The organism is Nocardioides abyssi (genome assembly GCF_030412915.1).
Lineage (GTDB): Bacteria > Actinomycetota > Actinomycetes > Propionibacteriales > Nocardioidaceae > Nocardioides > Nocardioides abyssi.
On record NZ_JAUHJR010000006.1, the window covers coordinates 171,450 to 197,779 of the forward strand.

Genomic DNA, 26,330 nt, shown 5'->3' on the forward strand with positions numbered 1-26,330 from the left:
GGCCTTCCTCAACCAGCCGGGTTGGCCGTGCCGGCCTTCCTCAACCAGCCGGGTCGGCCGTGCCGGCCTTCCTCAACCAGCCGGGTGGGCCGCGGCCGGGTCCGCCGAGAGCAGCCACACGGCGTACTCCTCGTTGGCGGGGTGCAGCTCGTAGCTGCCGGCGCGCAGGTCGACCCGCAGCCCGGCGGCCCCGGCGTCCGCGACCAGCTCCTCCGGCGGGTAGCGCCGGGCGGCGGCCGGCCCGCCGCGCAGGTGGAAGCCGGCGAGCACGCGCCCGCCCGGGGCGAGCAGCGACCGCAGGTGCGCGAGCACGCGCCGCTCGGTGCCCTCGGCCAGGAAGACCAGCACGTTGCCGACGCACACGACGAGGTCGAAGGTGCCGACGTCGTCGGGGGAGACGGCGAGCACGTCGGCCTCGACGACCGCCAGGTCGGGATAGGTACGCCGGGACTGGGCCACGAGCTCGGCGTCCGGCTCGACGGCCGTGACGTCGTGGCCCCGCGCGACGAGCGCGGCCGCGACCCGGCCCATCCCGGAGCCGACGTCCAGCACCCGCGCCCCGCGGGGGAGGAGCGCGTCGGCCAGCCGGGCCTCGCCGTCGACGTCGGCGCCGGAGGCGACCAGCCGCGCGAAGTTCTCGCCGTACCCACCGCGCATGGGCCCGGCGAGGGCCCACCTCGTGGGCGGCGGCGCCTCAGCCATCCAGCTGCTCGTCGCGCGCCTCGCGCGCCTGCCGCCGGCGGCGGCAGTACTCCAGGCCGAACAGCCCGAGGCCGAAGCCGGCCAGGCACGTCCACAGCCACCAGGTGCGGCCCTCGTCGGCGAGCCGGCCGTAGAAGGGGAGCAGGAGCAGGAAGCCGAGCAGCCACAGCCCGACGCCGACCCCGACGGTGCGCACGCCGTCGACGTCGAGCGGCTGGACGTCGGCGACGAGGAACGTCCGGCCGCCGACCTCGTGCTGCGTCGGCTGGTCGTCTCGGAGCTCCACGCGAGACAACGTACTCCGGAGGGCGCGGGTTCTGACATGCTGACCGCCCGTGAGCATCGACTCCTACTTCCGCATCCACGAACGTGGTTCGACCGTCGGTCAGGAGGTCCGCGGCGGTGTCGTGACCTTCCTGACGATGGCCTACATCATCGTCCTGAACCCCCTGATCCTCGGCTACGTCCAGGACTCCGAGGGCAACTACCTCGGTGGCGGCGCCGAGCCGAACCTCCCGGCCATCGCCGCCGGCACGGCGCTCGTCGCGGGCGTGCTGACGATCCTGATGGGCGCGGTCGCGAACTTCCCGCTCGCGCTCGCCGCCGGTCTCGGCCTCAACGCCTTCGTCGCCTTCACCGTCGCGACCCAGTCGACCTGGGCCGACGCGATGGGCCTGGTCGTGCTCGAGGGCATCGTGATCCTGGTGCTCGTGCTGACCGGCTTCCGCCGCGCGGTCTTCCACGCGGTGCCGACCCAGCTCAAGGTCGCGATCTCGGTCGGCATCGGCCTGTTCATCGCGCTCATCGGCTTCGTGGACGCCGGCTTCGTCTCCCGCATCCCCGACGCCAACAACAGCACCGTCCCGGTGCAGCTGGGTACGACCGGTCAGCTCGAGGGCTGGCCGGTGCTGGTCTTCGCCGGCGGCCTGCTGCTGCTCATCGCGCTGTGGGTACGCCGCGTGAAGGGCGCGATCCTCATCTCGATCGTGCTCGCCACGGTCGTCGCGGTCGCCCTGGAGGCGGCGCTCGACCTGGGTGGGCGCGCCGCGGACAACCTCGGCGGCTGGTCGCTGACGGTGCCCTCCTTCGACGGTTTCGTCGACGTGCCGGACTTCGGGACCCTCGGCGAGTTCTCGCTGTTCGGGGCGTTCTCCTCGATCGGCGTGATCGCCGCGCTGCTGCTGGTCTTCTCGCTGATGCTCGCCGACTTCTTCGACACCATGGGCACGATGACCGCGATCGGCGCGGAGGCCGGTCTCAACGACGAGGAGGGCGTGCCGCCGCACACCCAGCGGATCCTCGTCGTCGACTCGCTCGCCGCGATCGCCGGCGGCGCGGGCGGCGTCTCGTCCAACACCTCCTACATCGAGTCGGCCTCGGGCGTCGGCGAGGGCGCCCGCACCGGGCTCTCCTCGATCGTCACCGGCGCGCTCTTCCTGCTGGCGACGCTCTTCACCCCGGTCGTGGAGGCGATCCCCTCCGAGGCGGCCGTCCCGGCGCTGGTGCTCGTGGGCTTCCTGATGATGCAGCAGGTCACCGACATCAGCTGGTCGGACCCGGAGATCGCGATCCCCGCGTTCCTGACGATCGTGCTGATGCCGTTCACCTACTCCATCACCGCCGGCATCGGCGCGGGCTTCCTGGCGTTCCTGCTCATCAAGGTGGTCGTCGGCAAGACCCGCGAGATCCACCCGCTGATGGCGGTCGTGGGGCTGATGTTCGTCCTCTACTTCGCCATCGACCCGCTGACCGACTGGCTCACCTGAGCCGTCCGTCCCGTCCCACGACCACTCGAGAGGCCCTCCCCAGCACGACCGGGGAGGGCCTCTCCTCGTCGGAATAGTTAGCAAGGGTAATGAGTTATGCTCACGACATGCCTACCGTGGAGAAGATCGCCCGCACCGACGCCGGCCTGGCGTCGGAGCTGCGGCTGTCGGTGATGCGCCTGCGTCGCCGGCTCGCCAGCGAGCGCCACCCCGACAACGAGCTCTCGATCGCCCACATGGGCGTCCTGGGCTGCCTCTACCGCACCGACGGGCTCACCATCGGCGAGCTCGCGGCCGCGGAGCGGGTGCAGCCGCCGAGCATGACCCGCACGGTCAACGGCCTCGAGGAGCGCGGCTACGTCACCCGCCGCCCGCACGAGTCCGACGGCCGGCTGGTCGTCGTCGAGCTCTCCGACAAGGGCCGCACGATCGTGCTCGCCGACCGCCGCCGCCGCGACGAGTGGCTGGCCCGCCGGTTGCGCGACCTGACCCCCGACGAACGCGCGGTCCTGCGCCGGGCCGCCCCGATCCTGGAAAGACTGGCCAACGCTTGAGCCCCACCTTCCGCTCCCTCGCGAACCCCAACTACCGCCTCTACGCCACCGGCGCCGTCGTCTCCAACACCGGCACCTGGATGCAGCGCGTGGCCCAGGACTGGTTGGTGCTGCACCTGGCCGTGAACGGCGGCACCGCCGTCGGCATCACGACCGGTCTGCAGTTCCTGCCCGCCCTGCTCCTCTCGCCCTTCGCCGGCGTCGTCGCCGACCGCTTCCCCAAGCGCAAGCTGCTGCAGATCACCCAGGTGATGATGGCCGTGCCGGCCTTCCTCCTCGGCCTGCTCGCGGTCACCGGCGTCGCCGAGGTCTGGCACGTCTACGTGCTGACGCTGGTCTTCGGCATCGGCACCGCGATGGACGCCCCTGCGCGCCAGTCGTTCGTGAGCGAGATCGTCACCGACGAGGACCTCACCAACGCCGTGGGCCTCAACTCCGCGTCCTTCAACGCCGCGCGCATCGTCGGTCCGGCGATCGCCGGCGTGCTCATCGGCGCGCTGGGCGGCGGCACCCAGGCGACCGGCTGGGTGATCATGGCCAACGCGGTCACCTACCTCGCGCCGGTGCTCGCGCTGCGCGGCATGGACCCCTCCCGCCTGCGCTCGGCCCCCACGCAGAGCCGCACGCCCGGCATGGTCCGCGAGGGGGTGCGGTACGTCGCCGGGCGGCCGGACCTGGTGCTCGTGCTGGTCGTGGTCTTCGTCGTCGGCACCTTCGGCCTGAACTTCCAGATGACCTCGGCGCTGATGGCCACCGACGTGTTCGGCAAGGGCGCGACCGAGTACGGCCTGCTCGGCACCTTCATGGCCGTCGGCTCGCTCACCGGCGCCCTGCTCGCCGCCCGTCGCCCGGTCGTGCGGCTGCGGCTGGTGGTCGGCGCGGCGGTCCTCTTCGGGCTCGCCGAGGTCGTGGCCGGCCTGCTGCCGACGTACCTCGTCTTCGCGGTGTGGATGCCGGTCCTCGGGCTCTCGGCGCTGACGATGATCACGGCCGCCAACACCCTGATGCAGGTGGCGACCGCGCCCGAGCTGCGCGGCCGGGTGATGGCGCTCTACCTGATGATCTTCATGGGCGGCACGCCGCTCGGTGCGCCGGTCGTCGGCTGGGTCGGGGAGACCTTCGGGGCCCGCTGGACCCTGGTCGGGGGAGGGGGCATCACGCTGGTCGGCGTGGGCCTCGCGATCCTGTGGTACGTCACCCGCTCCGGGGGCCTCGCGCGCGTTTTGACCCCGGTCGGGGCGCCGGGTAGCCTCGTTCCTCGTGTCTGGGACAACCAGGCCGTTGCGCGTGCTCAGAAGTAGTCGGCGGGAACGGACCGTCGACATCAGGCACGCAAAGCCCCGCCACCGCCTCGGTGGTGGCGCCGTGCCGGGCGACACGCCCGACCTCGGGGGCGAGCAGCGCCGGTTGGGAGCACCACCCGGCACACCAGCATCACACCGTGCGCAGCACCGTGCCGCGCACTGAGAGTCGACAAGAAGGGGAACCACCCGGTGCCCACCATCAATCAGCTGGTCCGCAAGGGCCGCCAGGACAAGGTGTCGAAGAACAAGACGCCTGCCCTGAAGGGCTCGCCGCAGCGCCGAGGCGTCTGCACGCGCGTCTACACCACGACCCCGAAGAAGCCGAACTCCGCCCTCCGCAAGGTCGCCCGCGTGCGCCTGTCGAGCGGCGTCGAGGTCACGGCGTACATCCCGGGCGTGGGCCACAACCTGCAGGAGCACTCGATCGTGCTCGTGCGCGGCGGCCGGGTGAAGGACCTCCCCGGTGTCCGCTACAAGATCATCCGCGGCACGCTCGACACCCAGGGCGTGAAGAACCGCAAGCAGGCCCGCAGCCGTTACGGCGCGAAGAAGGAGAAGAGCTGACATGCCGCGCAAGGGTCCGGCCCCGAAGCGGCCGATCGACGTCGACCCGGTCTACGGGTCGCAGCTGGTCTCCCAGCTCGTCTCCAAGGTGCTGATCGACGGCAAGAAGCAGGTCGCGCAGCGCATCGTCTACTCCGCGCTCGAGGGCTGCCGCGAGAAGACCGGTACCGACCCCGTCGTCACGCTCAAGCGTGCGATGGACAACGTCAAGCCGGCCATCGAGGTCAAGTCCCGCCGCGTCGGCGGCGCGACCTACCAGGTCCCGATCGAGGTCAAGGGCACGCGCGGCACCACGCTCGCGCTGCGCTGGCTCGTCGGCTACGCGCAGGACCGTCGTGAGAAGACGATGTCCGAGCGCCTGATGAACGAGATCCTCGATGCGTCCAACGGCCTCGGTGCCGCGGTGAAGAAGCGCGAGGACACCCACAAGATGGCCGAGTCCAACAAGGCCTTCGCGCACTACCGCTGGTGACCTCGAGCGGGGGCGGCTCGGGCCGCTCCCGCTCCACCTGCGACCACCAAACTTCTCTCAAGGGACGCTGAACCAACGTGGCAGTCGACATCACCACGGACCTCAACAAGGTCCGCAACATCGGCATCATGGCGCACATCGACGCCGGCAAGACCACCACCACCGAGCGCATCCTGTTCTACACCGGTATCACCTACAAGATCGGTGAGGTCCACGAGGGTGGGGCCACGATGGACTGGATGGAGCAGGAGCAGGAGCGCGGCATCACGATCACGTCGGCCGCGACGACCTGCTGGTGGAAGGACCACCAGATCAACATCATCGACACCCCGGGTCACGTCGACTTCACCGCCGAGGTCGAGCGCTCGCTGCGCGTCCTCGACGGCGCGGTCGCGGTCTTCGACGGCGTCGCCGGTGTCGAGCCCCAGACGATGACGGTGTGGCGCCAGGCCAACAAGTACTCCGTGCCGCGCATGTGCTTCGTCAACAAGCTCGACCGCACCGGTGCGGACTTCTTCCGCTGCGTCGACATGATGGTCGAGCGCCTCAACTCCACCCCGCTGGTCCTCCAGCTCCCGATCGGCGCCGAGAGCGACTTCCTCGGTGTCGTCGACCTGGTCGGCATGCGCGCCCTCACCTGGCGCGGCGAGACCAAGATGGGCGAGGACTACGAGGTCGAGGAGATCCCCGCGGACATGGCCGAGCAGGCCGCCGAGTACCGCGAGAAGTTCCTCGAGACCCTCTCCGAGGCCGACGACGCCATCATGGAGAAGTACCTCGAGGGCGAGGACCTCTCGGTCGAGGAGCTCGAGGCCGCGATCCGTCGCGCCACGCTTGCCGACAAGGTCAACCCGGTCCTCTGCGGCACCGCGTTCAAGAACAAGGGCGTCCAGCCCCTGCTCGACGCGGTCGTGAAGTACCTGCCCTCGCCGCTCGACATCGAGGCGATCATCGGCCACTCGCCGAAGGACGAGGCCGTCGAGATCGCGCGGAAGCCCTCCGACGACGAGCCGTTCTCCGGCCTGGCCTACAAGATCGCCTCCGACCCGCACCTGGGCAAGCTGATCTACGTCCGCGTCTACTCGGGCAAGCTCGAGGCCGGCTCGACCGTGGTCAACTCGGTCAACGGCAAGAAGGAGCGGATCGGCAAGGTCTACCAGATGCACGCGAACAAGCGTGAGGAGATCGCGTCGGTCGGCGCCGGCCAGATCGTCGCCGTCATGGGCCTGAAGGACACCAAGACCGGGCACACCCTCAGCGACCCGCAGAACCAGGTCGTGCTCGAGTCGATGACCTTCCCGGCCCCGGTGATCGAGGTCGCGATCGAGCCCAAGACCAAGTCCGACCAGGAGAAGCTGGGTCTCGCGATCCAGCGCCTCTCCGACGAGGACCCGACCTTCACGGTCAAGACCGACGAGGAGACCGGCCAGACGATCATCGCCGGCATGGGCGAGCTCCACCTGGAGATCCTCGTCGACCGGATGAAGCGCGAGTTCCGCGTCGAGGCGACCGTCGGCAAGCCGCAGGTGGCCTACCGCGAGACCCTCCGCAAGGAGGTCACGAACCACAGCTACACGCACAAGAAGCAGACCGGTGGTTCGGGTCAGTTCGCGAAGGTCGTCGTCTCCCTCGGCCCGAACATCGACCCCGAGACCGGTACCGGTGCGGGCTACGAGTTCGTCAACAACGTGTCCGGTGGACGCGTGCCGAAGGAGTACATCCCCTCGGTCGACCAGGGTGGCCAGGAGGGCATGGAGTTCGGTGTCCTCGCCGGCTTCCCGATGGTCGACGTGAAGTTCACGCTCGAGGACGGCGCTTACCACGACGTCGACTCCTCCGAGCTGGCCTTCAAGATCGCCGGCAACCAGGCCTTCAAGGAGGCCGCCCGCATGGCGAAGCCGGTCCTGCTCGAGCCGATGTTCGCCGTGGAGGTGACCACGCCGGAGACGTTCCTCGGCACGGTCATCGGCGACATCAACAGCCGACGGGGCCAGATCCGAGCGCAGGAGGAGCGTCACGGCGACATCGTCGTCAACGCCCTCGTGCCGCTCTCCGAGATGTTCGGGTACGTTGGCGACCTGAGGTCCAAGACCTCCGGCCAGGCGTCGTACTCGATGGAGTTCGACTCGTACGCCGAGGTTCCCACGAACATCGCCGACGAGATCATCAAGAAGGTCCGCGGCGAGTGATCCTCGCCGGTTCCCCGGGCACCGCGGTGCCCGGGGAGCCGGACCTCGGCACCACCCAGCTAGTACGAGTCAAGTAACAACCACACCAGGAGGAGCCCACCGTGGCTAAGGCGAAGTTCGAGCGGACCAAGCCGCACGTCAACATCGGCACCATTGGTCACATCGACCACGGCAAGACGACGCTGACCGCTGCCATCACCAAGGTGCTGCACGACAAGCACCCGGACCTCAACGCCGCCTCGGCGTTCGAGGACATCGACAAGGCTCCCGAGGAGCGTCAGCGCGGCATCACGATCTCGATCGCGCACGTCGAGTACCAGACGGAGTCGCGTCACTACGCGCACGTCGACTGCCCGGGTCACGCTGACTACATCAAGAACATGATCACCGGCGCGGCCCAGATGGACGGCGCGATCCTCGTGGTCGCCGCCACCGACGGTCCGATGCCGCAGACCCGCGAGCACGTGCTGCTCGCGCGCCAGGTCGGCGTGCCGGCCCTGGTGGTCGCGCTCAACAAGTGCGACATGGTCGACGACGAGGAGCTCATCGAGCTCGTCGAGATGGAGGTGCGCGAGCTCCTCAGCGAGTACGAGTTCCCGGGCGACGACATCCCGGTCGTGCGCGTGGCCGCCTTCCCGGCGCTCCAGGGCGACGCGAAGTGGGGCGACTCGATCGCCGAGCTGATGCAGGCGGTCGACGACTACATCCCGACCCCCGAGCGTGAGACCGACAAGCCGTTCCTCATGCCCGTCGAGGACGTCTTCACGATCACCGGTCGTGGCACCGTCATCACCGGTCGCATCGAGCGCGGCATCGTCAAGGTCGGCGAGGACGTCGAGATCGTCGGCATCCGCGAGGGCTCGCAGAAGAGCACCGTCACCGGTGTCGAGATGTTCCGCAAGCTGCTCGACGAGGGCCAGGCCGGTGAGAACGTCGGTCTGCTGCTTCGTGGCACCAAGCGCGAGGACGTCGAGCGCGGCATGGTCGTCATCAAGCCGGGCACCACGACCCCGCACACCAACTTCGAGGCCTCGGTCTACATCCTCTCGAAGGAGGAGGGCGGCCGCCACACGCCGTTCTTCAACAACTACCGCCCGCAGTTCTACTTCCGCACCACGGACGTGACCGGCGTCGTGACCCTCCCCGAGGGCACCGAGATGGTCATGCCGGGCGACAACACCGAGATGGCCGTGGAGCTCATCCAGCCCATCGCGATGGACGAGGGCCTGCGGTTCGCGATCCGTGAGGGTGGCCGCACCGTCGGCGCCGGCCGGGTCACCAAGATCACCAAGTGATCCCCGCGGTCGCTGACCGCACCTGACACACCAGATCGGTCCCGGACCCTCGTGGTCCGGGGCCGATCTGTTTCTCCACCCGCAGCACGGCCCCGGAAGGAAGCATGGAGCGCCCCGTCACCCCCGCCCGCCCGCACCACAAGCTGACCGAGGACGGTCGGCGGATGCGGGAGGTGCTCAGCTACTCGCGTCGCGGGAGCCGGTTCACCCCCCGCCAGGCCGAGGCGTGGGCCGCCCACCAGGAGCGGTGGGTCATCCCCGACGAGGCCGTCGACAAGCCCGACTTCACCCTCGAGCACTGGTTCGGGCGGCGCGCCCCGCTGGTCGTCGAGATCGGCTCCGGGGTCGGCGAGGCGACCGCCCCGCTCGCCGCCGCCCGCCCGGCGTACGACGTGCTGGCCTTCGAGGTCTGGCGTCCCGGCATCGCCGACACGCTGTGGAAGCTCGACGAGGCCGGCGCCGACAACGTGCGGCTGTGCGGCGTCGACGCGGTGTGGTCGATGGAGCACCTGCTGGGGGAGGGGAGCGTCGAGGAGCTGTGGACGTTCTTCCCCGACCCCTGGCGCAAGACCCGCCACCACAAGCGCCGGCTGGTCTCGCCCGACTTCGCGCGGCTCGCGGCGAGCCGGCTGCGCCCGGGCGCGGCCTGGCGGCTGGCCACCGACTGGGCCGACTACGCCGAGCAGATGCTGGAGGTGCTCGACGCCGAGCCGGCGCTCGAGGGCGGCGTGGTCGAGCGCTGGGCCGAGCGCCCGGTGACCCGCTTCGAGCGCAAGGGCGTCGAGGCCGGCCGCACCATCACCGACCTGTGCTACCGACGCGCCTGAGCGGCGTGTCGGACCACCGGGCGGCCCACGGGCGGGGTAGTGCCCAGGAATTTGGTCCCGTCCGTGTTCTCTGCCAAGATGGTCCGGTTGCTCCGGCGGGTCGCCGGGGTGCGGCACATCTTGACTTCTGAATCGCGTCTCCTCACCCCCGGTCCGCCGGGCTGGGAACGAGTTCGGGTGTCGGTCGTGCGCCGCACCGGATCAGGAGACCCGATCAGCCCGACGAACCGTCGGGTGCCAGCACCAGAACCCAGCAGGATCCCGGTCCTGTGTCACGTCCAGAGGTCGCGACACGCCCGACCGCGGGGGCCGGGGTCGGAGTGGTGGGGCCAGGGCGGGACAGACCCAAACCGGGGGACGTCCCGGGACATGCACGCGGCAGATGAGAAGTAAGGACGAGAGAGACCTATGGCGGGACAGAAGATCCGCATCAGGCTCAAGGCCTATGACCACGAGGTGATCGACACCTCGGCGCGGAAGATCGTTGACACGGTGACCCGCACGGGCGCCCGCGTGGCCGGCCCGGTGCCGCTGCCGACGGAGAAGAACGTCTTCGTCGTCATCCGCTCGCCGCACAAGTACAAGGACTCCCGCGAGCACTTCGAGATGCGCACCCACAAGCGCCTCATCGACATCATCGACCCCACGCCGAAGACCGTCGACTCGCTCATGCGTCTCGACCTCCCGGCCGGCGTCGACATCGAGATCAAGCTCTGAGGTCTGACGAGATGACTATCGAACGCAACGTGAAGGGCCTGCTGGGCACCAAGCTCGGCATGACCCAGCTCTGGGACGAGAACAACCGCGTCGTCCCGGTGACCGTGGTCGCCGCGACCACCAACGTCGTCACCCAGGTCCGCACCCCCGAGACCGACGGCTACAACGCCGTCCAGGTCGGGTTCGGCGAGATCGAGGGCCGCAAGGTCACCAAGCCGCAGGCCGGGCACTTCGCCAAGGCCGGCACCACCCCCCGCCGCCACCTGCTGGAGATCCGCACGGCCGACGCCACGTCGTACACCGTGGGCCAGGAGCTCTCCGTCGACACCTTCGCCGCGGGCGACGAGGTCGACGTGACGGGCACCAGCAAGGGCAAGGGCTTCGCCGGCACGATGAAGCGCCACGGCTTCTCCGGTGTCTCCGCCTCGCACGGCGCGCACCGCAACCACCGCAAGCCGGGCTCCATCGGCGCCTGCGCGACGCCGGGCCACGTCTTCAAGGGCACGCGGATGTCGGGCCGCATGGGCAACGACACCGTCACGACCCAGGGCATGACCGTCCACGCGGTCGACGCCGAGAAGGGCCTGATCCTGCTCAAGGGCGCCGTCCCCGGCCCCAAGGGCGGCCTCGTGCTCGTCCGCTCGGCCGCCAAGAGCACCGTCACTACTGGCAAGGAGGCGTGAGCATGCCCGCCAAGACCGTGAAGGTCGACCTTCCTGCCGAGATCTTCGACGTTGCCGTCAACGTCCCGCTGATCCACCAGGTCGTCGTCGCCCAGCAGGCTGCCGCCCGTCAGGGCACGCACGCCACCAAGACCCGTGGGGAGGTCCGCGGTGGTGGCCGCAAGCCCTACAAGCAGAAGGGCACCGGTCGCGCCCGCCAGGGCTCGACCCGCGCGCCGCAGTTCGCCGGCGGTGGCACCGTCCACGGCCCGCAGCCGCGCAGCTACGACCAGCGCACCCCCAAGAAGATGAAGGCCGCCGCCCTGCGCGGTGCCCTCTCCGACCGGGCGCGCAACGGCCGCATCCACGTGGTCGACGGTCTCGTCGAGGGCACCACGCCCTCGACCAAGGCCGCCATCGCCGCGCTGGGCGGCCTCGCCGACCGCACCCGCTTCCTCGTGGTCCTCGAGCGCACCGACACCGTCACCTGGCTGTCGCTGCGCAACGCCCCCGAGGTGCACATCGTCGCCGTCGACCAGCTCAACACGTACGACGTGCTGGCCTCCGACGACGTGGTCTTCACCCAGGGCGCGTACGACGCGTTCGTCACCGGTGCCGCCCGCGCCTCCGAGCGCAAGGCCACCATCGTCGAGGCCCCGGCCGTCGACGCGCAGAACGAGGAGGCCTCCAAGTGAGCACCCTGCACAAGGACCACCGCGACGTCCTGCTCGCGCCGGTCGTCTCGGAGAAGAGCTACGGGCTCCTCGACGCGAACAAGTACACGTTCCTGGTGCGCCCCGACGCCAACAAGACCGAGATCAAGATCGCGGTCGAGAAGATCTTCGGCGTCAAGGTCACCTCCGTGAACACGATCAACCGCCCCGGCAAGACGCGCCGCACCCGCACGGGCCTTGGCAAGCGCAAGGACACCAAGCGCGCGATCGTCAGCCTCGCCGAGGGCCACCGCATCGACATCTTCGGAGGTCCGGTCTCCTGACCGGGCACCCAGGACTAGAGGACTGAGCTAAATGGCTATCCGCAAGTACAAGCCGACCACCCCGGGCCGTCGTGGCTCGTCGGTCGCCGACTTCGTCGAGATCACCCGGACCACGCCGGAGAAGTCGCTGACGCGGCCGCTGCCCAAGAAGGGCGGCCGCAACAACCAGGGCCGGATCACCACCCGGCACCAGGGCGGCGGTCACAAGCGTGCCTACCGGATCATCGACTTCCGTCGCTACGACAAGGACGGCGTGCCCGCCAAGGTCGCGCACATCGAGTACGACCCGAACCGCACCGCGCGCATCGCGCTGCTGCACTACGCCGACGGCGAGAAGCGCTACATCATCGCGCCGAAGGGCCTGACGCAGGGCACCGCGGTCGAGTCCGGCCCGAACGCCGACATCAAGCCCGGCAACAACCTGCCCCTGCGCAACATCCCGGTCGGCTCGACGATCCACTGCGTCGAGCTCCGCCCCGGCGGCGGCGCGAAGATCGCCCGCTCCGCCGGCAACAGCGCCCAGCTGGTCGCCCGTGAGGGCAGCCGCGCCACGCTGCGCATGCCCTCGGGCGAGATGCGCTTCGTCGACGTGCGCTGCCGCGCGACGGTCGGCGAGGTCGGCAACGCCGAGCAGTCGAACATCAACTGGGGCAAGGCCGGCCGCATGCGCTGGAAGGGCAAGCGCCCGACCGTCCGCGGTGTCGTGATGAACCCGGTCGACCACCCGCACGGTGGTGGCGAGGGCAAGACCTCGGGTGGTCGTCACCCGGTGTCCCCCTGGGGCAAGCCCGAGGGCCGCACGCGCAAGCGCAAGGCCTCCGACTCCCAGATCATTCGTCGCCGCAAGTCCGGCAAGGGTAGGAAGTAACTGACATGCCTCGCAGCCTGAAGAAGGGCCCCTTCGTCGACGACCACCTGATGAAGAAGGTGGACGCCGAGAACGACAAGGGCAGCCACAACGTCATCAAGACCTGGTCGCGCCGCTCGATGATCGTCCCGGCGATGATCGGTCACACGATCGCCGTCCACGACGGTCGCAAGCACGTGCCGGTCTTCGTGACCGACTCGATGGTCGGCCACAAGCTCGGGGAGTTCGCTCCCACCCGCACCTACCGCGGGCACGTCAAGGAAGACCGGAAGGGACGCCGTCGATGAGTGTCACCGAACGTCAGCGCACGAGCGCGCGCCGCGAGTCGCTCCTCGGCGACCAGCCGGGCGCCTTCGCCAGCGCCCGCTTCACGCGGATCACGCCGATGAAGGCCCGCCGCGTCGTGGACATGGTCCGCGGCATGGCCGTCGACGAGGCCCTGGCCCTCCTGCAGTTCGCGCCGCAGGCCGCCTCGGAGACCGTCTACAAGGTCCTCGAGAGCGCCGTCGCCAACGCCGAGACCACCGAGGGCCTCGACCGGGCCGACCTGGTCGTCTCGGTCGCCCTGGTGGACGAGGGTCCGACCATGAAGCGGTGGCGCCCCCGCGCCCAGGGTCGTGCGACGCGCATCAACAAGCGCACGAGCCACATCACGCTGGTCGTCCAGCCGGCTGCCGTGGTCGCGGAGAAGAAGACCGCCCGGAAGAACGGAAAGAGTGCCTGATGGGCCAGAAGATCAACCCGAACGGCTTCCGCCTCGGCATCTCCACCGACCACAAGTCGCGGTGGTACGCCGACAAGCTGTACAAGTCCTACGTCGGCGAGGACGTCGCGATCCGCAAGCTGCTCTCCAAGGGCATGGAGCGGGCCGGCATCTCCAAGGTCGAGATCGAGCGCACGCGTGACCGCGTCCGGGTGGACATCCACACCGCGCGTCCCGGCATCGTCATCGGCCGCCGCGGCGCCGAGGCCGACCGCATCCGCGGCGAGCTCGAGAAGCTGACCGGCAAGCAGGTCCAGCTCAACATCCTCGAGGTCAAGAGCCCCGAGGTCGACGCGCAGCTGGTCGCCCAGGGCGTCGCCGAGCAGCTCTCCGGTCGTGTGCAGTTCCGTCGTGCCATGCGCAAGGCGATGCAGACCACGATGCGCTCGGGTGCCAAGGGCATCCGGATCCAGTGCTCGGGCCGGCTCAACGGCGCCGAGATGTCGCGCACGGAGTTCTACCGCGAGGGCCGCGTGCCCCTGCACACCCTCCGCGCCGACATCGACTACGGCTTCTACGAGGCCCGCACGACCTTCGGCCGCATCGGCGTGAAGGTCTGGATCTACAAGGGCGAGGTCGCCGGCACCCGTGCCGAGCGCCAGGCCCAGGCCGCAGCCCGCGCCGGTGTCCCCGGCCGCGGCGGCCGTCCGACCCGTGGCGGCGACCGCCCGAGCCGTGGCTCGCGCGGTGACCGTCCCACCCGTTCCGACCGTGGCGGCGACGCCCCGGCCGTGACCGAGGCGCCGGCCGGCGGCGACACCGCCCAGGCCACGACCCCGGCCGAGACCCAGGAGGGCTGACCTCATGCTGATGCCCCGTCGTGTCAAGCACCGCAAGCAGCACCACCCCAAGCGGACCGGTATGGCCAAGGGTGGCACCACGCTCGCGTTCGGTGAGTTCGGCATCCAGGCGATCGAGGGTCACTACGTGACCAACCGCCAGATCGAGTCGGCGCGTATCGCGATGACGCGCCACATCAAGCGTGGCGGCAAGGTGTGGATCAACATCTACCCCGACCGCCCGCTGACCAAGAAGCCGGCCGAGACCCGCATGGGTTCCGGCAAGGGCTCCCCCGAGTGGTGGGTGGCGAACGTCAAGCCCGGCCGCGTCATGTTCGAACTCTCCGGTGTCACCGAGGACGTCGCCCGCGAGGCCATGCGCCGCGCGATGCACAAGCTCCCGATGAAGTGCCGGTTCATCTCGCGAGAGGCGGGTGAATTCTGATGGCCAACAGCACCAAGGCCCACGAGCTCGACGAGCTCAACGACGTCGACCTCGAGGCGAAGCTGCGCGAGGCCAAGGAGGAGCTGTTCAACCTCCGATTCCAGGCGGCCACCGGCCAGCTGGAGAGCCACGGCCGGCTCCGCACGGTCAAGAAGGACATCGCCCGGATCTACACCGTGGTGCGCGAGCGCGAGCTCGGCATCCGCACCGCGCCCGGGACCGACAACGAGGATGGTGCCGCATGAGCGAGCAGACCCCGACCGCGGAGCGCAGCTCCCGCAAGGTCCGCGAGGGCCTGGTCGTCAGCGACAAGATGGACAAGACCGTGGTCGTGTCCGTCGAGGACCGCGTCAAGCACGCGCTGTACGGCAAGGTCCTGCGCCGCACGAGCAAGCTCAAGGCGCACGACGAGGCCAACGAGTGCGGCATCGGCGACCGCGTGCTCCTCATGGAGACCCGCCCGCTGTCCGCGACCAAGCGCTGGCGCGTCGTCCAGATCCTCGAGAAGGCCAAGTAGCACCCTCCCCGCCCGCCGGCGGGAGGTCCACGACAAGTTCGGCCAGGCTCGTCGACCGTGAGTCGTCGAGAACCGGCACGACAACCAGGAGAAACTGATGATCCAGCAGGAGTCGCGACTCAAGGTCGCCGACAACACCGGTGCGAAGGAGATCCTCTGCATCCGTGTTCTCGGTGGCTCGGGTCGGCGCTACGCCGGTATCGGCGACGTCATCGTCGCCACCGTGAAGGACGCGATCCCCGGTGGCAACGTCAAGAAGGGTGACGTCGTCAAGGCCGTCATCGTGCGCACCGTCAAGGAGCGCCGCCGTGCCGACGGCTCGTACATCCGCTTCGACGAGAACGCCGCCGTGATCCTCAAGAACGACGGCGAGCCGCGAGGCACGCGCATCTTCGGCCCCGTGGGCCGCGAGCTGCGCGAGAAGAAGTTCATGAAGATCATCTCGCTCGCGCCGGAGGTGCTCTGAGCCATGGCCAAGAACATGAACATCAAGAAGGGCGACACCGTCAAGGTGATCGCCGGCAAGGACAAGGGTGCCGAGGGCAAGGTCATCCAGGTGCTCCGCGAGGAGGACCGGGTGATCGTCGAGGGCGTCAACCGGATGAAGCGGCACACCAAGGCCGTCAACTCCGGTGGCACCAGCACGACCGGCGGGATCATCACCGCCGAGGCCCCCATCCACGTCTCCAACGTGATGCTGGTCGAGGGTGACGGGGTGACCCGCATCGGCTTCCGCCGTGACCAGGTCACCAAGCGCCGCCCCGACGGCTCGACGTACGAGGCTGAGCGCAGCGTCCGCATCTCGCGCAAGACCGGCAAGGAAATCTGATGACCGAGACCCAGACCTCCGCCGCGACCCCGCGGCTGAAGACGCGGTACCGCGAGGAGATCCTCCCGGCGCTGCAGAGCGAGTTCGAGATCGGCAACGTCATGCAGGTCCCCGGTCTGGTGAAGATCGTGGTCAACATGGGTGTCGGCGAGGCTGCTCGTGACTCCAAGCTGATCGAGGGTGCGGTCAAGGACCTCACCGCGATCACCGGCCAGAAGCCGCTGGTGACCAAGGCCCGCAAGTCCATCGCGCAGTTCAAGCTGCGCGAGGGCATGCCGATCGGTGCGCACACCACGCTGCGCGGCGACCGCATGTGGGAGTTCCTGGACCGCCTGCTCTCGATCGCGCTGCCCCGCATCCGCGACTTCCGCGGCCTGTCGCCGAAGCAGTTCGACGGTCGTGGCAACTACACCTTCGGTCTCACCGAGCAGGTCATGTTCCACGAGATCGACCAGGACCGGATCGACCGGTCGCGCGGCATGGACATCACGATCGTGACCACGGCCACCAACGACGACCAGGGTCGGGCGCTGCTCAAGCAGCTCGGCTTCCCGTTCAAGGAGAACTGACATGGCGAAGACCGCCCTCAAGGTCAAGGCCGCCCGCAAGCCGAAGTTCGCGGTGCGCGGCTACACCCGCTGCCAGCGCTGCGGCCGCCCGAAGGCCGTCTACCGCAAGTTCGGCCTGTGCCGGATCTGCCTGCGCGAGATGGCACACCGTGGCGAGCTGCCCGGCGTGACCAAGTCCTCCTGGTAATCAACCCTCTACAACGATCGCTGCAGGTCGCACCTGAGATGCAGGTGCGAAACCACGGTGGAGAAAGGGCCTCACGGCCATGACGATGACTGACCCGATCGCAGACATGCTTACTCGTCTGCGCAACGCCAACCAGGCGTACCACGACGCGGTGTCCATGCCGTACAGCAAGCTCAAGCAGGGCGTCGCGGAGATCCTCCAGCAGGAGGGTTACATCACCTCCTTCGAGGTGAAGGAGCCGACCGAGGGCGAGGTCGGCAAGACGCTGACCATCACCCTCAAGTACGGCCGCAACCGCGAGCGCTCCATCGCGGGCGTCCGCCGCATCAGCAAGCCCGGCCTCCGGGTCTACGCCAAGCACACGGGTCTCCCGAAGGTGCTCGGCGGACTGGGCGTCGCGATCATCTCGACGAGCCAGGGCCTGCTGACCGACCGCCAGGCCAACCAGAAGGGCGTGGGTGGGGAAGTCCTCGCCTACGTCTGGTGACGACGAGATCAGCGAAGGAGAACTAGAAGCATGTCGCGTATTGGCAAGCTCCCCGTCGCGGTCCCGTCCGGCGTCGACGTGGCGATCGACGGTCCGGTGGTGACGGTCAAGGGCCCCAAGGGCACCCTGACCCACACTGTCGCCGCGCCGATCACGGTCGAGCAGGGCGAGGGCGTCCTCGACGTCAAGCGCCCCGACGACGAGCGCATCAGCAAGTCCCTGCACGGCCTGACCCGCACCCTGGTCAACAACATGGTCGTCGGCGTCACCGATGGTTACGAGAAGAAGCTCGAGATCGTCGGCGTCGGCTACCGCGTGCTGTCCAAGGGTCCGACGCAGCTGGAGTTCCAGCTCGGCTACTCGCACTCGATCGTGTTCGACGCCCCCGAGGGCATCACGTTCACCGTCGAGGGCCCCACCAAGCTGGGCGTCCAGGGCATCGACAAGCAGCTCGTCGGCGAGACCGCCGCAAAGATCCGCAAGCTGCGCAAGCCCGAGCCCTACAAGGGCAAGGGCGTCCGTTACGCCGGCGAGCAGATCCGCCGCAAGGTCGGAAAGGCTGGTAAGTGACCATGGCCATCTCGCTCAAGAACAACAAGCACACCGCTGCCCGGGTCAAGTCGCGCCTGCGTCGCCAGGCCCGTGGCCGCAAGAAGGTCGCCGGCTCCGCCGAGCGTCCCCGCCTCGTGGTCACCCGGTCCTCGAAGCACATCACCGTGCAGGTCGTGGACGACAACGTCGGCCGCACCCTCGCGTACGCCTCCTCCATGGAGACGGACCTGCGCGGGTTCGACGGTGACAAGACCGCCAAGGCCAAGCGCGTCGGCGAGCTCGTCGCCGAGCGGGCCAAGGCGGCCGGGATCGACGGCGTCGTCTTCGACCGCGCCGGGAACAAGTACCACGGTCGCGTCGCGGCCCTGGCCGACGGCGCCCGCGAGGGCGGCCTGACCTTCTGATCGCAAGAGCTGCAAGAGAGAGAAGAGGAACAGTCTCATGAGCGGAGCCCAGCGCAGTCAGCGCGGTGGCGAGCGCCGAGGCAACCGCGACGACCGTCGCGGTGGCCAGGCTGCTGACAAGACCGCCTACATCGAGCGCGTCGTTGCGATCAACCGTGTCGCCAAGGTCGTGAAGGGTGGTCGTCGCTTCAGCTTCACCGCCCTGGTCATCGTCGGTGACGGCGAGGGTCTGGTCGGTGTCGGCTACGGAAAGGCCAAGGAGGTGCCCGCGGCGATCGCCAAGGGTGTCGAGGAGGCGAAGAAGAACTTCTTCCGCGTCCCCCGCATCCAGGGCACGATCCCGCACCCCGTCCAGGGCGAGAAGGCTGCCGGCGTGGTCATGCTGCGTCCGGCCGCGCCTGGTACCGGCGTCATCGCCGGTGGCCCGGTGCGTGCCGTCCTCGAGGCCGCCGGCATCCACGACATCCTGAGCAAGTCGCTCGGGTCGTCGAACCAGATCAACATCGTCCACGCGACGGTGGAGGCCCTGAAGATGCTCGAGCAGCCCGAGGCCGTCGCGGCTCGTCGTGGCCTCCGGGTCGAGGACGTCGCCCCGGCGGCGCTCCTGCGGGCCCGCACCGAGGTCCCGGCCGGCGTGTCCGAGGAGGTCTCCTCCTGATGGCACAGCTCAAGGTCCAGCAGAAGAAGTCCACGATCGGCTGCAAGGCCAACCAGCGCGAGACCCTGCGCACGCTCGGTCTCAAGCGCATCGGTGACGTGGTCGTCAAGGAGGACCGCCCGGAGATCCGGGGCATGGTCCACACCGTCCGTCACCTGGTGACGGTCGAGGAGGTCGACTGACATGACGCTCAAGCTGCACCACCTGCGTCCCGCCCCGGGCGCCAAGACCGCCAAGACCCGCGTGGGTCGCGGTGAGGGCTCCAAGGGCAAGACCGCGGGCCGCGGTACCAAGGGCACCAAGGCTCGCTACCAGGTCCCCTCGGCCTTCGAGGGTGGCCAGATGCCGCTGCACATGCGGCTGCCGAAGCTCAAGGGCTTCAAGAACCCCTTCAAGGTGGAGTTCCAGGTCGTCAACCTCGACCGCCTGAACGAGCTCTTCCCCGAGGGTGGCCAGGTCACCGTCGAGACCCTCGTGGCCCGTGGCGCGGTGCGCGACGGCCACCCGGTCAAGGTCCTCGGCCAGGGCGACATCTCGGTCAAGGTCGACGTGAGCGCGAACGCGTTCTCGGCCTCGGCCAAGCAGAAGATCGAGGCTGCAGGCGGCACCACCACCGTCCTGTGATCGTTGTCCCGGGAGGGGCGCGGCGCGACTGCTGAGCTCAGCATGCGCACCGCGCCCCTCTCGCGCTTCACCAGCACCACCCGCTCCACCACCACGTCCCGTGCACCCCGGCCGGGACCGTGTCGGCGTCACCTGCCTGTTAGGCTTCCGGGGCTCGCCGGCCGCCGGGAGGCGGCTCCAGCAGGGAAAAGAGGAACTTCGTGCTCAGCGCGTTCGTGAACGCATTCCGGACTCCGGACCTGCGGCGCAAGCTGCTCTTCGTCCTGATGATCGTGGCGATCTTCAGGCTCGGGTCGCAGATCCCCGCCCCGGGGGTCAACGTCGCCAACGTCCAGTCCTGCATCGAGCAGGTCGAGGACAACAGCGTCTACAACCTGATCAACCTGTTCTCGGGCGGGGCGCTCCTCCAGCTGACGATCTTCGCGCTGGGGATCATGCCCTACATCACCGCCAGCATCATCCTGCAGCTGCTCGTCGTGGTCATCCCACGGCTCGAGGCGCTGAAGAAGGAGGGCCAGGCGGGCCAGACCAAGATCACCCAGTACACCCGGTACCTGACGCTGGGCCTCGCGGTCCTCCAGGCCACCGGCATCGTCGCGCTCGCCCGCTCGGGCAACCTGCTGCAGGGCTGCACCGAGCAGCTGCTGCACAGCGACGGCACGGGCACCTTCCTGGTCCTCGTCGTCACCATGACCGCCGGCACGGCCGTGATCATGTGGCTCGGCGAGCTCATCACCGAGCGCGGCGTCGGCAACGGCATGTCGATCCTGATCTTCACGCAGGTCGTCGCGACCTTCCCGGCCTCGATGTGGGACGTCCAGAAGCAGCAGGGCTGGTGGACCTTCGGCATCGTGATGGTCGTCGGTCTGGTCATCGTGGCCGCGGTCATCTTCATCGAGCAGGCACAGCGGCGGATCCCCGTGCAGTACGCACGCCGGATGGTCGGCCGCAAGATGTTCGGCGGGAGCTCGACCTACATCCCGCTGAAGGTCAACCAGGCCGGCATCATCCCGGTCATCTTCGCCTCCTCGCTGCTCTACCTGCCGGCCATGGCGGTCCAGTTCAACCAGAACGCGGACTCGTCGGTCATCCGGTGGATCAACAAGTACTTCGTGAGCGGTGACAACCCGCTCTACATGGCGGTCTTCTTCCTGCTCATCGTCTTCTTCACCTACTTCTACGTGTCGATCACCTTCAACCCCAACGAGGTGGCCGACAACATGAAGAAGTACGGCGGCTTCATCCCCGGGATCCGGGCGGGCAAGCCGACCGAGGACTACCTGTCCTACGTCCTGTCCCGCATCACGTTCCCCGGGTCGATCTACCTCGGCCTGGTCGCACTGATCCCGCTGATCGCCCTGGTGCTCATCAACGCGAACCAGAACTTCCCCTTCGGCGGCACGTCGATCCTCATCATGGTCGGCGTCGCCCTGGACACGGTGAAGCAGATCGAGAGCCAGCTGCAGCAGCGCAACTACGAAGGGTTCCTCCGTTGAGGTTGATCTTGATGGGTCCCCCGGGCGCTGGCAAAGGCACCCAGGCGAAGTTCGTCGCCGAGCACTTCGGCATCCCGGCCATCTCGACCGGCGACATCTTCCGCGCGAACGTCTCCGAGGGCACCGAGCTCGGCGTCGAGGCCAAGCGCTTCATGGACGCGGGGGAGTACGTCCCCGACGAGGTCACCAACAAGATGGTGCGCAACCGGATCGACGAGGACGACGCCAAGCCCGGCTTCCTCCTCGACGGCTACCCGCGCACCCTCGCCCAGGTCGAGGAGCTCGACGGGATGATCGGCTTCACCGGTCACTCGCTCGACGCGGTCGTCTGCCTCACCGTCGACGCCGACGAGATCGTCCAGCGCCTGCTCCAGCGCGCGCAGGTCGAGGGCCGGGCCGACGACACCGAGGACGTCATCCGTCGCCGGCAGGAGGTCTACGCCGAGCAGACCGAGCCGCTCATCGAGGTCTACCGCGGCCGCGGGATCCTCATCGAGGTCGACGGCATGGGCGAGGTCGACGAGGTCACCTCGCGCATCTTCGCCGCCCTCGACGACGTCCAGCAGTCCTGACGGGCCCGACCAGCTGATGGGGCTGCGTGACCGGGGCGTCGAGATCAAGTCACCCAAGCAGATCGCGACGATGCGTCGCGCCGGGCTCGTGGTGGGGGAGACCCTCGAGCTGCTGCGCGGGCACGTCCGCGCCGGCGTCTCCACGCGTGAGCTCGACGCGATCGCCGAGGACAACATCCGCTCCTCCGGCGCGACGCCGTCCTTCCTCGGCTACCACGGTTTCCCCGGGTCGATCTGCGCCTCGGTCAACGACGAGGTCGTCCACGGGATCCCGGGGGACCGGGTCCTCGCCGAGGGCGACGTCGTCTCCATCGACTGCGGCGCGATCGTCGACGGTTGGCACGGCGACGCGGCGATCACCGTCGCCGTCGGGCAGGTGCCCGACGAGGTCACCGAGCTGATGCGGGTCACCGAGGAGTCGATGTGGCGCGGGATCGCCGCCGCGCGCCTCGGCGGCCGGGTCACCGACATCTCCGCCGCCGTCGAGCGGCACGTCCGCGCGCAGGGCGCCTACGGGATCCTCGAGGACTACACGGGTCACGGCATCGGTTCGGCCATGCACCAGCCGCCGGACGTGCCGAACTACGGGCGTCCCGGGCGCGGACCCAAGCTCGTGCGCGGGCTCGCGCTCGCGGTCGAGCCGATGGTGACCCTCGGTGGCAAGGACGTCTCCACCCTCGAGGACGACTGGACGGTCGTCACCGACGACGGCAGCCACGCCGCGCACTTCGAGCACACGTTCACGCTGACCGAGCGCGGCGCCTGGGTGCTGACCGCGCTCGACGGGGGAGAGGCCGCGCTGACCGCGCTCGGCGTCCCCTTCGGCGGCCGCTGACCGAGCGCCCGACCCAGCCCCTGACCCACTGCCGACGTCCGCCGTGGGTCGCCCGGAGCGCGGATGGGTAACGGGACCCCGTGCCCGTGCGAGGATGTGCGGGCAGGGGGGAGTATTCCTTCGCCGCGGTCTCGTCAGCACGTCCGGTAGCCATGTACCGGTCCGGGGCCGTGGGTCGCGCCGCGGCGGGAGAGACCTCTGACGTTCCGTCGTCCGCCTGACCAGGAGGAACCCTGTGGAAGTCTCCGCCCTCGAGTGGGGCATCACGATCGCTGTCACCGTCGCCGTGCTGCTCTTCGACGTCGTCGTCATCGCCCGACGACCGCACGAGCCGTCACTGCGCGAGTGCACGGTCTACCTGAGCGTCTACGTCGGCGCAGCCGTGATCTTCGGCGCCTGGGTCTGGCTGTTCCACGGCCACGACTTCGGCATCGAGTTCTACACCGGCTGGCTGGTGGAGTACTCGCTGTCCGTCGACAACCTGTTCGTCTTCATCGTGCTGATGTCGGCGCTCGCCGTGCCGCGCAAGTACCAGCAGGAAGCCCTGATGGTGGGCATCATCCTGGCGCTGATCTTCCGCGCGATCTTCATCGCGGTCGGCTACCAGCTGGTGGAGAACTTCTCCTGGGTCTTCTACATCTTCGGCGTCTTCCTGCTCTACACCGCCGTCAGCCTGGTCCGCAGCTACCGCGGCGGCGAGGAGGAGCACCCCGAGGAGAACCGCCTGGTGATGTTCGCCCAGCGCCGGCTCAACGTGGGCGAGGAGTACCGCGGCCTCACGCTGTGGTGGAAGGAGAACGGCGCGCGCGTCGTCTCCCCGATGCTGATCGTCATCCTGGCGCTCGGTGCCACCGACATCATGTTCGCGCTCGACTCGATCCCGGCGATCTTCGGCATCACCCAGGAGCCGTACCTCGTCTTCACGGCCAACGTCTTCGCGCTGATGGGCCTGCGCCAGCTGTACTTCCTGCTCGGCGGCCTGCTCCAGCGGCTGGTGTACCTCTCGCTGGGCCTGGCGTTCATCCTGGCCTGGATCGGCGTGAAGCTGATCATCCACGCCATGCACGAGGGCGGCGTGATCGGCTTCGAGGTGCCGACCCTCGCCAGCCTCGGCGTCATCATCGTGACGCTGGGCCTGACCGCCTGGCTGAGCCTGGCCAAGACCCGCCGCGACGAGCGGGCCGAGATGACCGACTCCAACCCGCCGGCGCCCAAGCCGGCCGACTGACCGGCCGCGTCCGGAATAGGGCGGGGCTGTGCGGATGTTCCTCCGGGGATGACCGACCACAGCCCCGCCCTGTCCGTGCTGGACCTCGTCCCCGTCCGCGGGGACCAGACGACCACCGACGCTCTGCGGGCCTCGACGGCGCTGGCCCGCACGGCCGACCGGCTCGGGTACCGCCGCTACTGGGTCGCCGAGCACCACAACATGGCCGCCGTCGCCGCGACCAACCCGCCGGTGCTCATCGGCATGCTGGCCGCCGCCACCGAGCGGATCCGCGTCGGGTCGGGCGGCGTGATGCTGCCCAACCACGCGCCGCTCGTGGTCGCGGAGCAGTTCGCGCTGCTCGAGGCGGCCTTCCCCGGCCGCATCGACCTCGGCATCGGCCGCGCACCCGGCACCGACCCGGTGACCAGCTGGGCGCTGCGCCACGGCGCCGGCGGCGTGAGCGACGAGGCGGTCAGCCGGTTCCCGGAGTACGTCGACAACGTGCTGGCGATGATGGACACCGCCGGCGTCGGCATCTCGGTGCAGGGCCGCACCCACGCGCTCAAGGCGACCCCGGCGGCGAGCTCGCTGCCCACGCCCTGGCTGCTCGGGTCCTCGGACTACTCCGCCCGGCTCGCCGCGGAGAAGGGCCTGCCCTACGTCTTCGCCCACCACTTCTCCGGGCAGGGCACCGCCGAGGCGCTCGAGCTCTACCGCAGCACGTTCCGCGCGTCGCCCGACCTCGGGCCCGACATGGCCGAGCCGCGCACCTTCCTCACCGTCAACGCCGTCGTGGCCGACGACGCCGAGGAGGCACGCCGGCTCGCGCTGCCCCAGCTGCAGATGATGCTCGAGCTGCGCACCGGCCAGCCGCTCGGCCCAGGTCGGCTCGTCGAGGAGGCCGAGAAGGTCCAGGCCGAGATGCCGCCCGCGCACCGCGAGCTGGTCGAGAAGATGGCCGCCACGTGGATCATCGGCGGGCCCGCGGAGTCCCGGGCGCGCCTGGCCGAGCTCGCGGCGACGTACGACGTCGACGAGGTGATGGTCTCGCCGGTCGCGGCGGCGTACGTCGGCACCGACCCGGACGCGAGCCCGGCGCGCGAGCGCACGCTCGAGCTGCTCGCCGGCTGACCGTGCCCGACGCGGCACGCCGGGGGGACCACCCGGCACCCGGTACGGATTCGTGTTATGGGACCGGGTGGGCATAGACTGCAACGTCGGCCCAACGTGGGTCTGCTTCGTGGCGCCTCGCGGCTGCCCGAGCACACGTGACGTCCCGCTCCCCGGAGCGATCGTCCGTGCGTCCGGGATGAGGTCCACCGAGCGGCCGCACGAGGTCCACCGGCCCGCTGGAGACGGCGAGCCGGAGGTTCCCGGGCCACCCGCAGGCGGTCCGCGCCGCCGGCGGAGCACGACACCGGTGGACGACCGACCGAACAACAGATTGTGGAGGACATGCCGAAGAAAGAAGGCGTGATCGAGATCGAGGGCACCGTCGTGGAGGCCCTGCCCAACGCCATGTTCCGCGTCGAGCTGAGCAACGGCCACAAGGTTCTCGCCCACATCAGCGGCAAGATGCGTCAGCACTACATCCGGATCCTCCCCGAGGACCGGGTCGTGGTGGAGCTCTCGCCGTACGACCTCACGCGGGGTCGCATCGTCTACCGCTACAAGTGAGCGAGCCCGCGGGCCCGCCGTCAGCCAGCCGAACCGAAGGGACCTCCCCGTGAAGGTCAACCCCAGCGTCAAGAAGATCTGCGACAAGTGCCAGGTGATCCGTCGCCACGGCCGCGTCATGGTCATCTGCGAGAACCCGCGTCACAAGCAGCGCCAGGGCTGAGCGAACCGCTCACCCGCTGCCCGGCCCTCGTGGCCGCGCACAACTGAACACCACAACGTGATCGCTCGCCCGTCAGCAGACGGGTCACCCACCTCCGGTGCAGAGGCCGGAGCCTGGTCCACGACGGACCAGGGCGCGACACGACCGACACCTCTGCGGAACTGCAAAGGAACGCCACATGGCACGCCTCGTTGGTGTGGACCTCCCGCGCGACAAGCGCATCGAGATCGCACTCACCTACATCTACGGCATCGGCCGTACCCGCTCCCAGCAGCTGCTCGCGGCCACCGGGGTCAACCCGAACACGCGCGTCCACGAGCTGGGGGACGAGGAGCTGGTCAAGCTCCGCGACGAGATCGAGTCGAACTTCAAGATCGAGGGTGACCTCCGTCGCGAGGTCCAGGCAGACATCCGTCGCAAGATCGAGATCGGCAGCTACCAGGGTCGCCGCCACCGCATGGGCCTCCCGGTCCGCGGTCAGCGCACCAAGACCAACGCTCGCACCCGCAAGGGGCCGAAGCGCACGGTTGCCGGCAAGAAGAAGGCCAAGTGACCCGACAGGTCCCGACCCGGTCGCACCGCGACCGCCTCGACCTGCGGCACTCGCTGCCTTCCCCCTCACAGACCAGCTAACTCAGGAGATACT

Annotated in this window: 39 protein-coding genes; 37 read left to right on the plus strand and 2 right to left on the minus strand. The window is 69.2% G+C overall.

Annotated elements, in window-relative coordinates; translation table 11 throughout:
• Positions 1-72 precede the first annotated feature (72 nt).
• Both QWY29_RS14780 and QWY29_RS14785 read right to left on the minus strand, forming a co-directional pair.
• Positions 73-702: a class I SAM-dependent methyltransferase gene (locus tag QWY29_RS14780; RefSeq protein ID WP_300961792.1), complete on the minus strand. Its 630-nt coding sequence runs from the start codon at positions 700-702 to the stop codon at positions 73-75.
• On the minus strand, positions 695-988 hold the full coding sequence (locus tag QWY29_RS14785; protein WP_300961793.1) for a DUF2530 domain-containing protein: 294 nt from the start codon (positions 986-988) through the stop codon (positions 695-697). The genes QWY29_RS14780 and QWY29_RS14785 overlap by 8 nt, the downstream gene beginning before the upstream one ends.
• Before the next feature lie 49 nt (positions 989-1,037).
• Here QWY29_RS14785 and QWY29_RS14790 point away from each other — a divergent pair, with 49 nt between their 5' ends.
• The 37 genes from QWY29_RS14790 to rpsM all read left to right on the plus strand — a co-directional run bounded on the left by QWY29_RS14790 (position 1,038) and on the right by rpsM (position 26,237).
• Positions 1,038-2,468, plus strand: a complete 1,431-nt coding sequence (locus QWY29_RS14790; RefSeq protein ID WP_300961794.1) for an NCS2 family permease — start codon at positions 1,038-1,040, stop codon at positions 2,466-2,468.
• Positions 2,469-2,575: 107 nt separating this feature from the next.
• A complete protein-coding gene (locus tag QWY29_RS14795) occupies positions 2,576-3,022 on the plus strand; it encodes a MarR family winged helix-turn-helix transcriptional regulator (protein ID WP_300961795.1) in 447 nt (148 codons plus the stop codon).
• Positions 3,019-4,323, plus strand: a complete 1,305-nt coding sequence (locus tag QWY29_RS14800) for an MFS transporter (RefSeq protein WP_300961796.1) — start codon at positions 3,019-3,021, stop codon at positions 4,321-4,323. The genes QWY29_RS14795 and QWY29_RS14800 overlap by 4 nt, the downstream gene beginning before the upstream one ends.
• A gap of 192 nt (positions 4,324-4,515) precedes the next feature.
• Positions 4,516-4,890: a 30S ribosomal protein S12 gene (gene rpsL / locus QWY29_RS14805; RefSeq protein ID WP_028636428.1), complete on the plus strand. Its 375-nt coding sequence runs from the start codon at positions 4,516-4,518 to the stop codon at positions 4,888-4,890.
• A gap of 1 nt (position 4,891) precedes the next feature.
• Positions 4,892-5,362, plus strand: a complete 471-nt coding sequence (rpsG, locus tag QWY29_RS14810) for a 30S ribosomal protein S7 (RefSeq protein WP_186346420.1) — start codon at positions 4,892-4,894, stop codon at positions 5,360-5,362.
• Between the two features lie 77 nt (positions 5,363-5,439).
• The gene (gene fusA, locus QWY29_RS14815) at positions 5,440-7,551 is read left to right on the plus strand and encodes an elongation factor G (protein WP_300961797.1); all 2,112 of its coding nucleotides are present in this window, start codon (positions 5,440-5,442) and stop codon (positions 7,549-7,551) included.
• Positions 7,552-7,652: 101 nt separating this feature from the next.
• Positions 7,653-8,846 (plus strand): elongation factor Tu, encoded by a 1,194-nt coding sequence (gene tuf, locus QWY29_RS14820; protein ID WP_300961798.1) that lies wholly within the window; start codon positions 7,653-7,655, stop codon positions 8,844-8,846.
• Between the two features lie 104 nt (positions 8,847-8,950).
• Positions 8,951-9,673: a tRNA (guanosine(46)-N7)-methyltransferase TrmB gene (trmB, locus tag QWY29_RS14825; RefSeq protein WP_300961799.1), complete on the plus strand. Its 723-nt coding sequence runs from the start codon at positions 8,951-8,953 to the stop codon at positions 9,671-9,673.
• 408 nt (positions 9,674-10,081) lie between these two features.
• Positions 10,082-10,390 (plus strand): 30S ribosomal protein S10, encoded by a 309-nt coding sequence (gene rpsJ / locus QWY29_RS14830; protein ID WP_154615492.1) that lies wholly within the window; start codon positions 10,082-10,084, stop codon positions 10,388-10,390.
• An 11-nt stretch (positions 10,391-10,401) separates the two neighbouring features.
• Positions 10,402-11,073 carry a 50S ribosomal protein L3 gene (rplC, locus tag QWY29_RS14835; protein ID WP_300961800.1) on the plus strand — a complete coding sequence of 224 codons (672 nt, stop codon included), beginning with the start codon at positions 10,402-10,404 and terminating at the stop codon, positions 11,071-11,073.
• Positions 11,074-11,075: 2 nt separating this feature from the next.
• Positions 11,076-11,747 carry a 50S ribosomal protein L4, sunset domain variant gene (rplD, locus tag QWY29_RS14840; RefSeq protein ID WP_300961801.1) on the plus strand — a complete coding sequence of 224 codons (672 nt, stop codon included), beginning with the start codon at positions 11,076-11,078 and terminating at the stop codon, positions 11,745-11,747.
• Complete coding sequence (rplW, locus tag QWY29_RS14845; RefSeq protein ID WP_300961802.1) at positions 11,744-12,049, plus strand: 50S ribosomal protein L23; 306 nt, start codon at positions 11,744-11,746, stop codon at positions 12,047-12,049. The genes rplD and rplW overlap by 4 nt, the downstream gene beginning before the upstream one ends.
• Positions 12,050-12,080: 31 nt before the next feature.
• Positions 12,081-12,917: a 50S ribosomal protein L2 gene (gene rplB, locus QWY29_RS14850; RefSeq protein ID WP_166195682.1), complete on the plus strand. Its 837-nt coding sequence runs from the start codon at positions 12,081-12,083 to the stop codon at positions 12,915-12,917.
• A 5-nt stretch (positions 12,918-12,922) separates the two neighbouring features.
• Entirely contained in the window at positions 12,923-13,204 is a 282-nt protein-coding gene (gene rpsS, locus QWY29_RS14855) for a 30S ribosomal protein S19 (protein ID WP_110182960.1), read from the plus strand.
• Positions 13,201-13,641 (plus strand): 50S ribosomal protein L22, encoded by a 441-nt coding sequence (gene rplV, locus QWY29_RS14860; RefSeq protein ID WP_300961803.1) that lies wholly within the window; start codon positions 13,201-13,203, stop codon positions 13,639-13,641. Before rpsS ends, rplV begins: the two co-directional genes overlap by 4 nt.
• Complete coding sequence (rpsC, locus tag QWY29_RS14865; RefSeq protein WP_300961804.1) at positions 13,641-14,480, plus strand: 30S ribosomal protein S3; 840 nt, start codon at positions 13,641-13,643, stop codon at positions 14,478-14,480. Before rplV ends, rpsC begins: the two co-directional genes overlap by 1 nt.
• Positions 14,481-14,484: 4 nt before the next feature.
• The gene (rplP, locus tag QWY29_RS14870) at positions 14,485-14,904 is read left to right on the plus strand and encodes a 50S ribosomal protein L16 (RefSeq protein ID WP_166195676.1); all 420 of its coding nucleotides are present in this window, start codon (positions 14,485-14,487) and stop codon (positions 14,902-14,904) included.
• A complete protein-coding gene (rpmC, locus tag QWY29_RS14875; protein WP_154615509.1) occupies positions 14,904-15,149 on the plus strand; it encodes a 50S ribosomal protein L29 in 246 nt (81 codons plus the stop codon). Before rplP ends, rpmC begins: the two co-directional genes overlap by 1 nt.
• Positions 15,146-15,421 carry a 30S ribosomal protein S17 gene (rpsQ, locus tag QWY29_RS14880; protein WP_300961805.1) on the plus strand — a complete coding sequence of 92 codons (276 nt, stop codon included), beginning with the start codon at positions 15,146-15,148 and terminating at the stop codon, positions 15,419-15,421. Before rpmC ends, rpsQ begins: the two co-directional genes overlap by 4 nt.
• 97 nt (positions 15,422-15,518) lie before the next feature.
• A complete protein-coding gene (rplN, locus tag QWY29_RS14885) occupies positions 15,519-15,887 on the plus strand; it encodes a 50S ribosomal protein L14 (protein WP_090849740.1) in 369 nt (122 codons plus the stop codon).
• 3 nt (positions 15,888-15,890) lie between these two features.
• Positions 15,891-16,250 carry a 50S ribosomal protein L24 gene (gene rplX, locus QWY29_RS14890; RefSeq protein ID WP_300961806.1) on the plus strand — a complete coding sequence of 120 codons (360 nt, stop codon included), beginning with the start codon at positions 15,891-15,893 and terminating at the stop codon, positions 16,248-16,250.
• Positions 16,250-16,819: a 50S ribosomal protein L5 gene (gene rplE / locus QWY29_RS14895; RefSeq protein WP_300961807.1), complete on the plus strand. Its 570-nt coding sequence runs from the start codon at positions 16,250-16,252 to the stop codon at positions 16,817-16,819. The genes rplX and rplE overlap by 1 nt, the downstream gene beginning before the upstream one ends.
• A gap of 1 nt (position 16,820) precedes the next feature.
• Positions 16,821-17,006, plus strand: coding sequence for a type Z 30S ribosomal protein S14 (locus QWY29_RS14900; RefSeq protein ID WP_011757321.1), 186 nt, complete (start codon positions 16,821-16,823; stop codon positions 17,004-17,006).
• Positions 17,007-17,085: 79 nt separating this feature from the next.
• The gene (gene rpsH, locus QWY29_RS14905) at positions 17,086-17,493 is read left to right on the plus strand and encodes a 30S ribosomal protein S8 (protein WP_166195670.1); all 408 of its coding nucleotides are present in this window, start codon (positions 17,086-17,088) and stop codon (positions 17,491-17,493) included.
• Positions 17,494-17,523: 30 nt separating this feature from the next.
• On the plus strand, positions 17,524-18,063 hold the full coding sequence (rplF, locus tag QWY29_RS14910; RefSeq protein ID WP_300961808.1) for a 50S ribosomal protein L6: 540 nt from the start codon (positions 17,524-17,526) through the stop codon (positions 18,061-18,063).
• Positions 18,064-18,065: 2 nt separating this feature from the next.
• Positions 18,066-18,449: a 50S ribosomal protein L18 gene (gene rplR / locus QWY29_RS14915; protein WP_300961849.1), complete on the plus strand. Its 384-nt coding sequence runs from the start codon at positions 18,066-18,068 to the stop codon at positions 18,447-18,449.
• Between the two features lie 37 nt (positions 18,450-18,486).
• The gene (gene rpsE / locus QWY29_RS14920) at positions 18,487-19,107 is read left to right on the plus strand and encodes a 30S ribosomal protein S5 (protein ID WP_300961809.1); all 621 of its coding nucleotides are present in this window, start codon (positions 18,487-18,489) and stop codon (positions 19,105-19,107) included.
• Positions 19,107-19,289 carry a 50S ribosomal protein L30 gene (rpmD, locus tag QWY29_RS14925; protein WP_165228353.1) on the plus strand — a complete coding sequence of 61 codons (183 nt, stop codon included), beginning with the start codon at positions 19,107-19,109 and terminating at the stop codon, positions 19,287-19,289. Before rpsE ends, rpmD begins: the two co-directional genes overlap by 1 nt.
• Before the next feature lies 1 nt (position 19,290).
• Positions 19,291-19,731: a 50S ribosomal protein L15 gene (rplO, locus tag QWY29_RS14930; protein ID WP_300961810.1), complete on the plus strand. Its 441-nt coding sequence runs from the start codon at positions 19,291-19,293 to the stop codon at positions 19,729-19,731.
• Between the two features lie 200 nt (positions 19,732-19,931).
• Positions 19,932-21,227, plus strand: coding sequence for a preprotein translocase subunit SecY (gene secY / locus QWY29_RS14935; protein WP_300961811.1), 1,296 nt, complete (start codon positions 19,932-19,934; stop codon positions 21,225-21,227).
• Positions 21,224-21,799 carry an adenylate kinase gene (locus QWY29_RS14940; protein WP_300961812.1) on the plus strand — a complete coding sequence of 192 codons (576 nt, stop codon included), beginning with the start codon at positions 21,224-21,226 and terminating at the stop codon, positions 21,797-21,799. The genes secY and QWY29_RS14940 overlap by 4 nt, the downstream gene beginning before the upstream one ends.
• A gap of 16 nt (positions 21,800-21,815) precedes the next feature.
• On the plus strand, positions 21,816-22,634 hold the full coding sequence (gene map, locus QWY29_RS14945; protein ID WP_439117437.1) for a type I methionyl aminopeptidase: 819 nt from the start codon (positions 21,816-21,818) through the stop codon (positions 22,632-22,634).
• A gap of 235 nt (positions 22,635-22,869) precedes the next feature.
• The gene (locus tag QWY29_RS14950; RefSeq protein ID WP_300961813.1) at positions 22,870-23,862 is read left to right on the plus strand and encodes a TerC family protein; all 993 of its coding nucleotides are present in this window, start codon (positions 22,870-22,872) and stop codon (positions 23,860-23,862) included.
• A 48-nt stretch (positions 23,863-23,910) separates the two neighbouring features.
• Positions 23,911-24,975 (plus strand): LLM class flavin-dependent oxidoreductase, encoded by a 1,065-nt coding sequence (locus tag QWY29_RS14955; protein WP_300961814.1) that lies wholly within the window; start codon positions 23,911-23,913, stop codon positions 24,973-24,975.
• Between the two features lie 324 nt (positions 24,976-25,299).
• Complete coding sequence (gene infA / locus QWY29_RS14960; RefSeq protein ID WP_011757309.1) at positions 25,300-25,521, plus strand: translation initiation factor IF-1; 222 nt, start codon at positions 25,300-25,302, stop codon at positions 25,519-25,521.
• 49 nt (positions 25,522-25,570) lie between these two features.
• A complete protein-coding gene (rpmJ, locus tag QWY29_RS14965; RefSeq protein WP_056862094.1) occupies positions 25,571-25,684 on the plus strand; it encodes a 50S ribosomal protein L36 in 114 nt (37 codons plus the stop codon).
• A gap of 178 nt (positions 25,685-25,862) precedes the next feature.
• Positions 25,863-26,237 carry a 30S ribosomal protein S13 gene (gene rpsM / locus QWY29_RS14970; RefSeq protein ID WP_154615534.1) on the plus strand — a complete coding sequence of 125 codons (375 nt, stop codon included), beginning with the start codon at positions 25,863-25,865 and terminating at the stop codon, positions 26,235-26,237.
• The last annotated feature ends 93 nt before the right edge of the window (positions 26,238-26,330 follow it).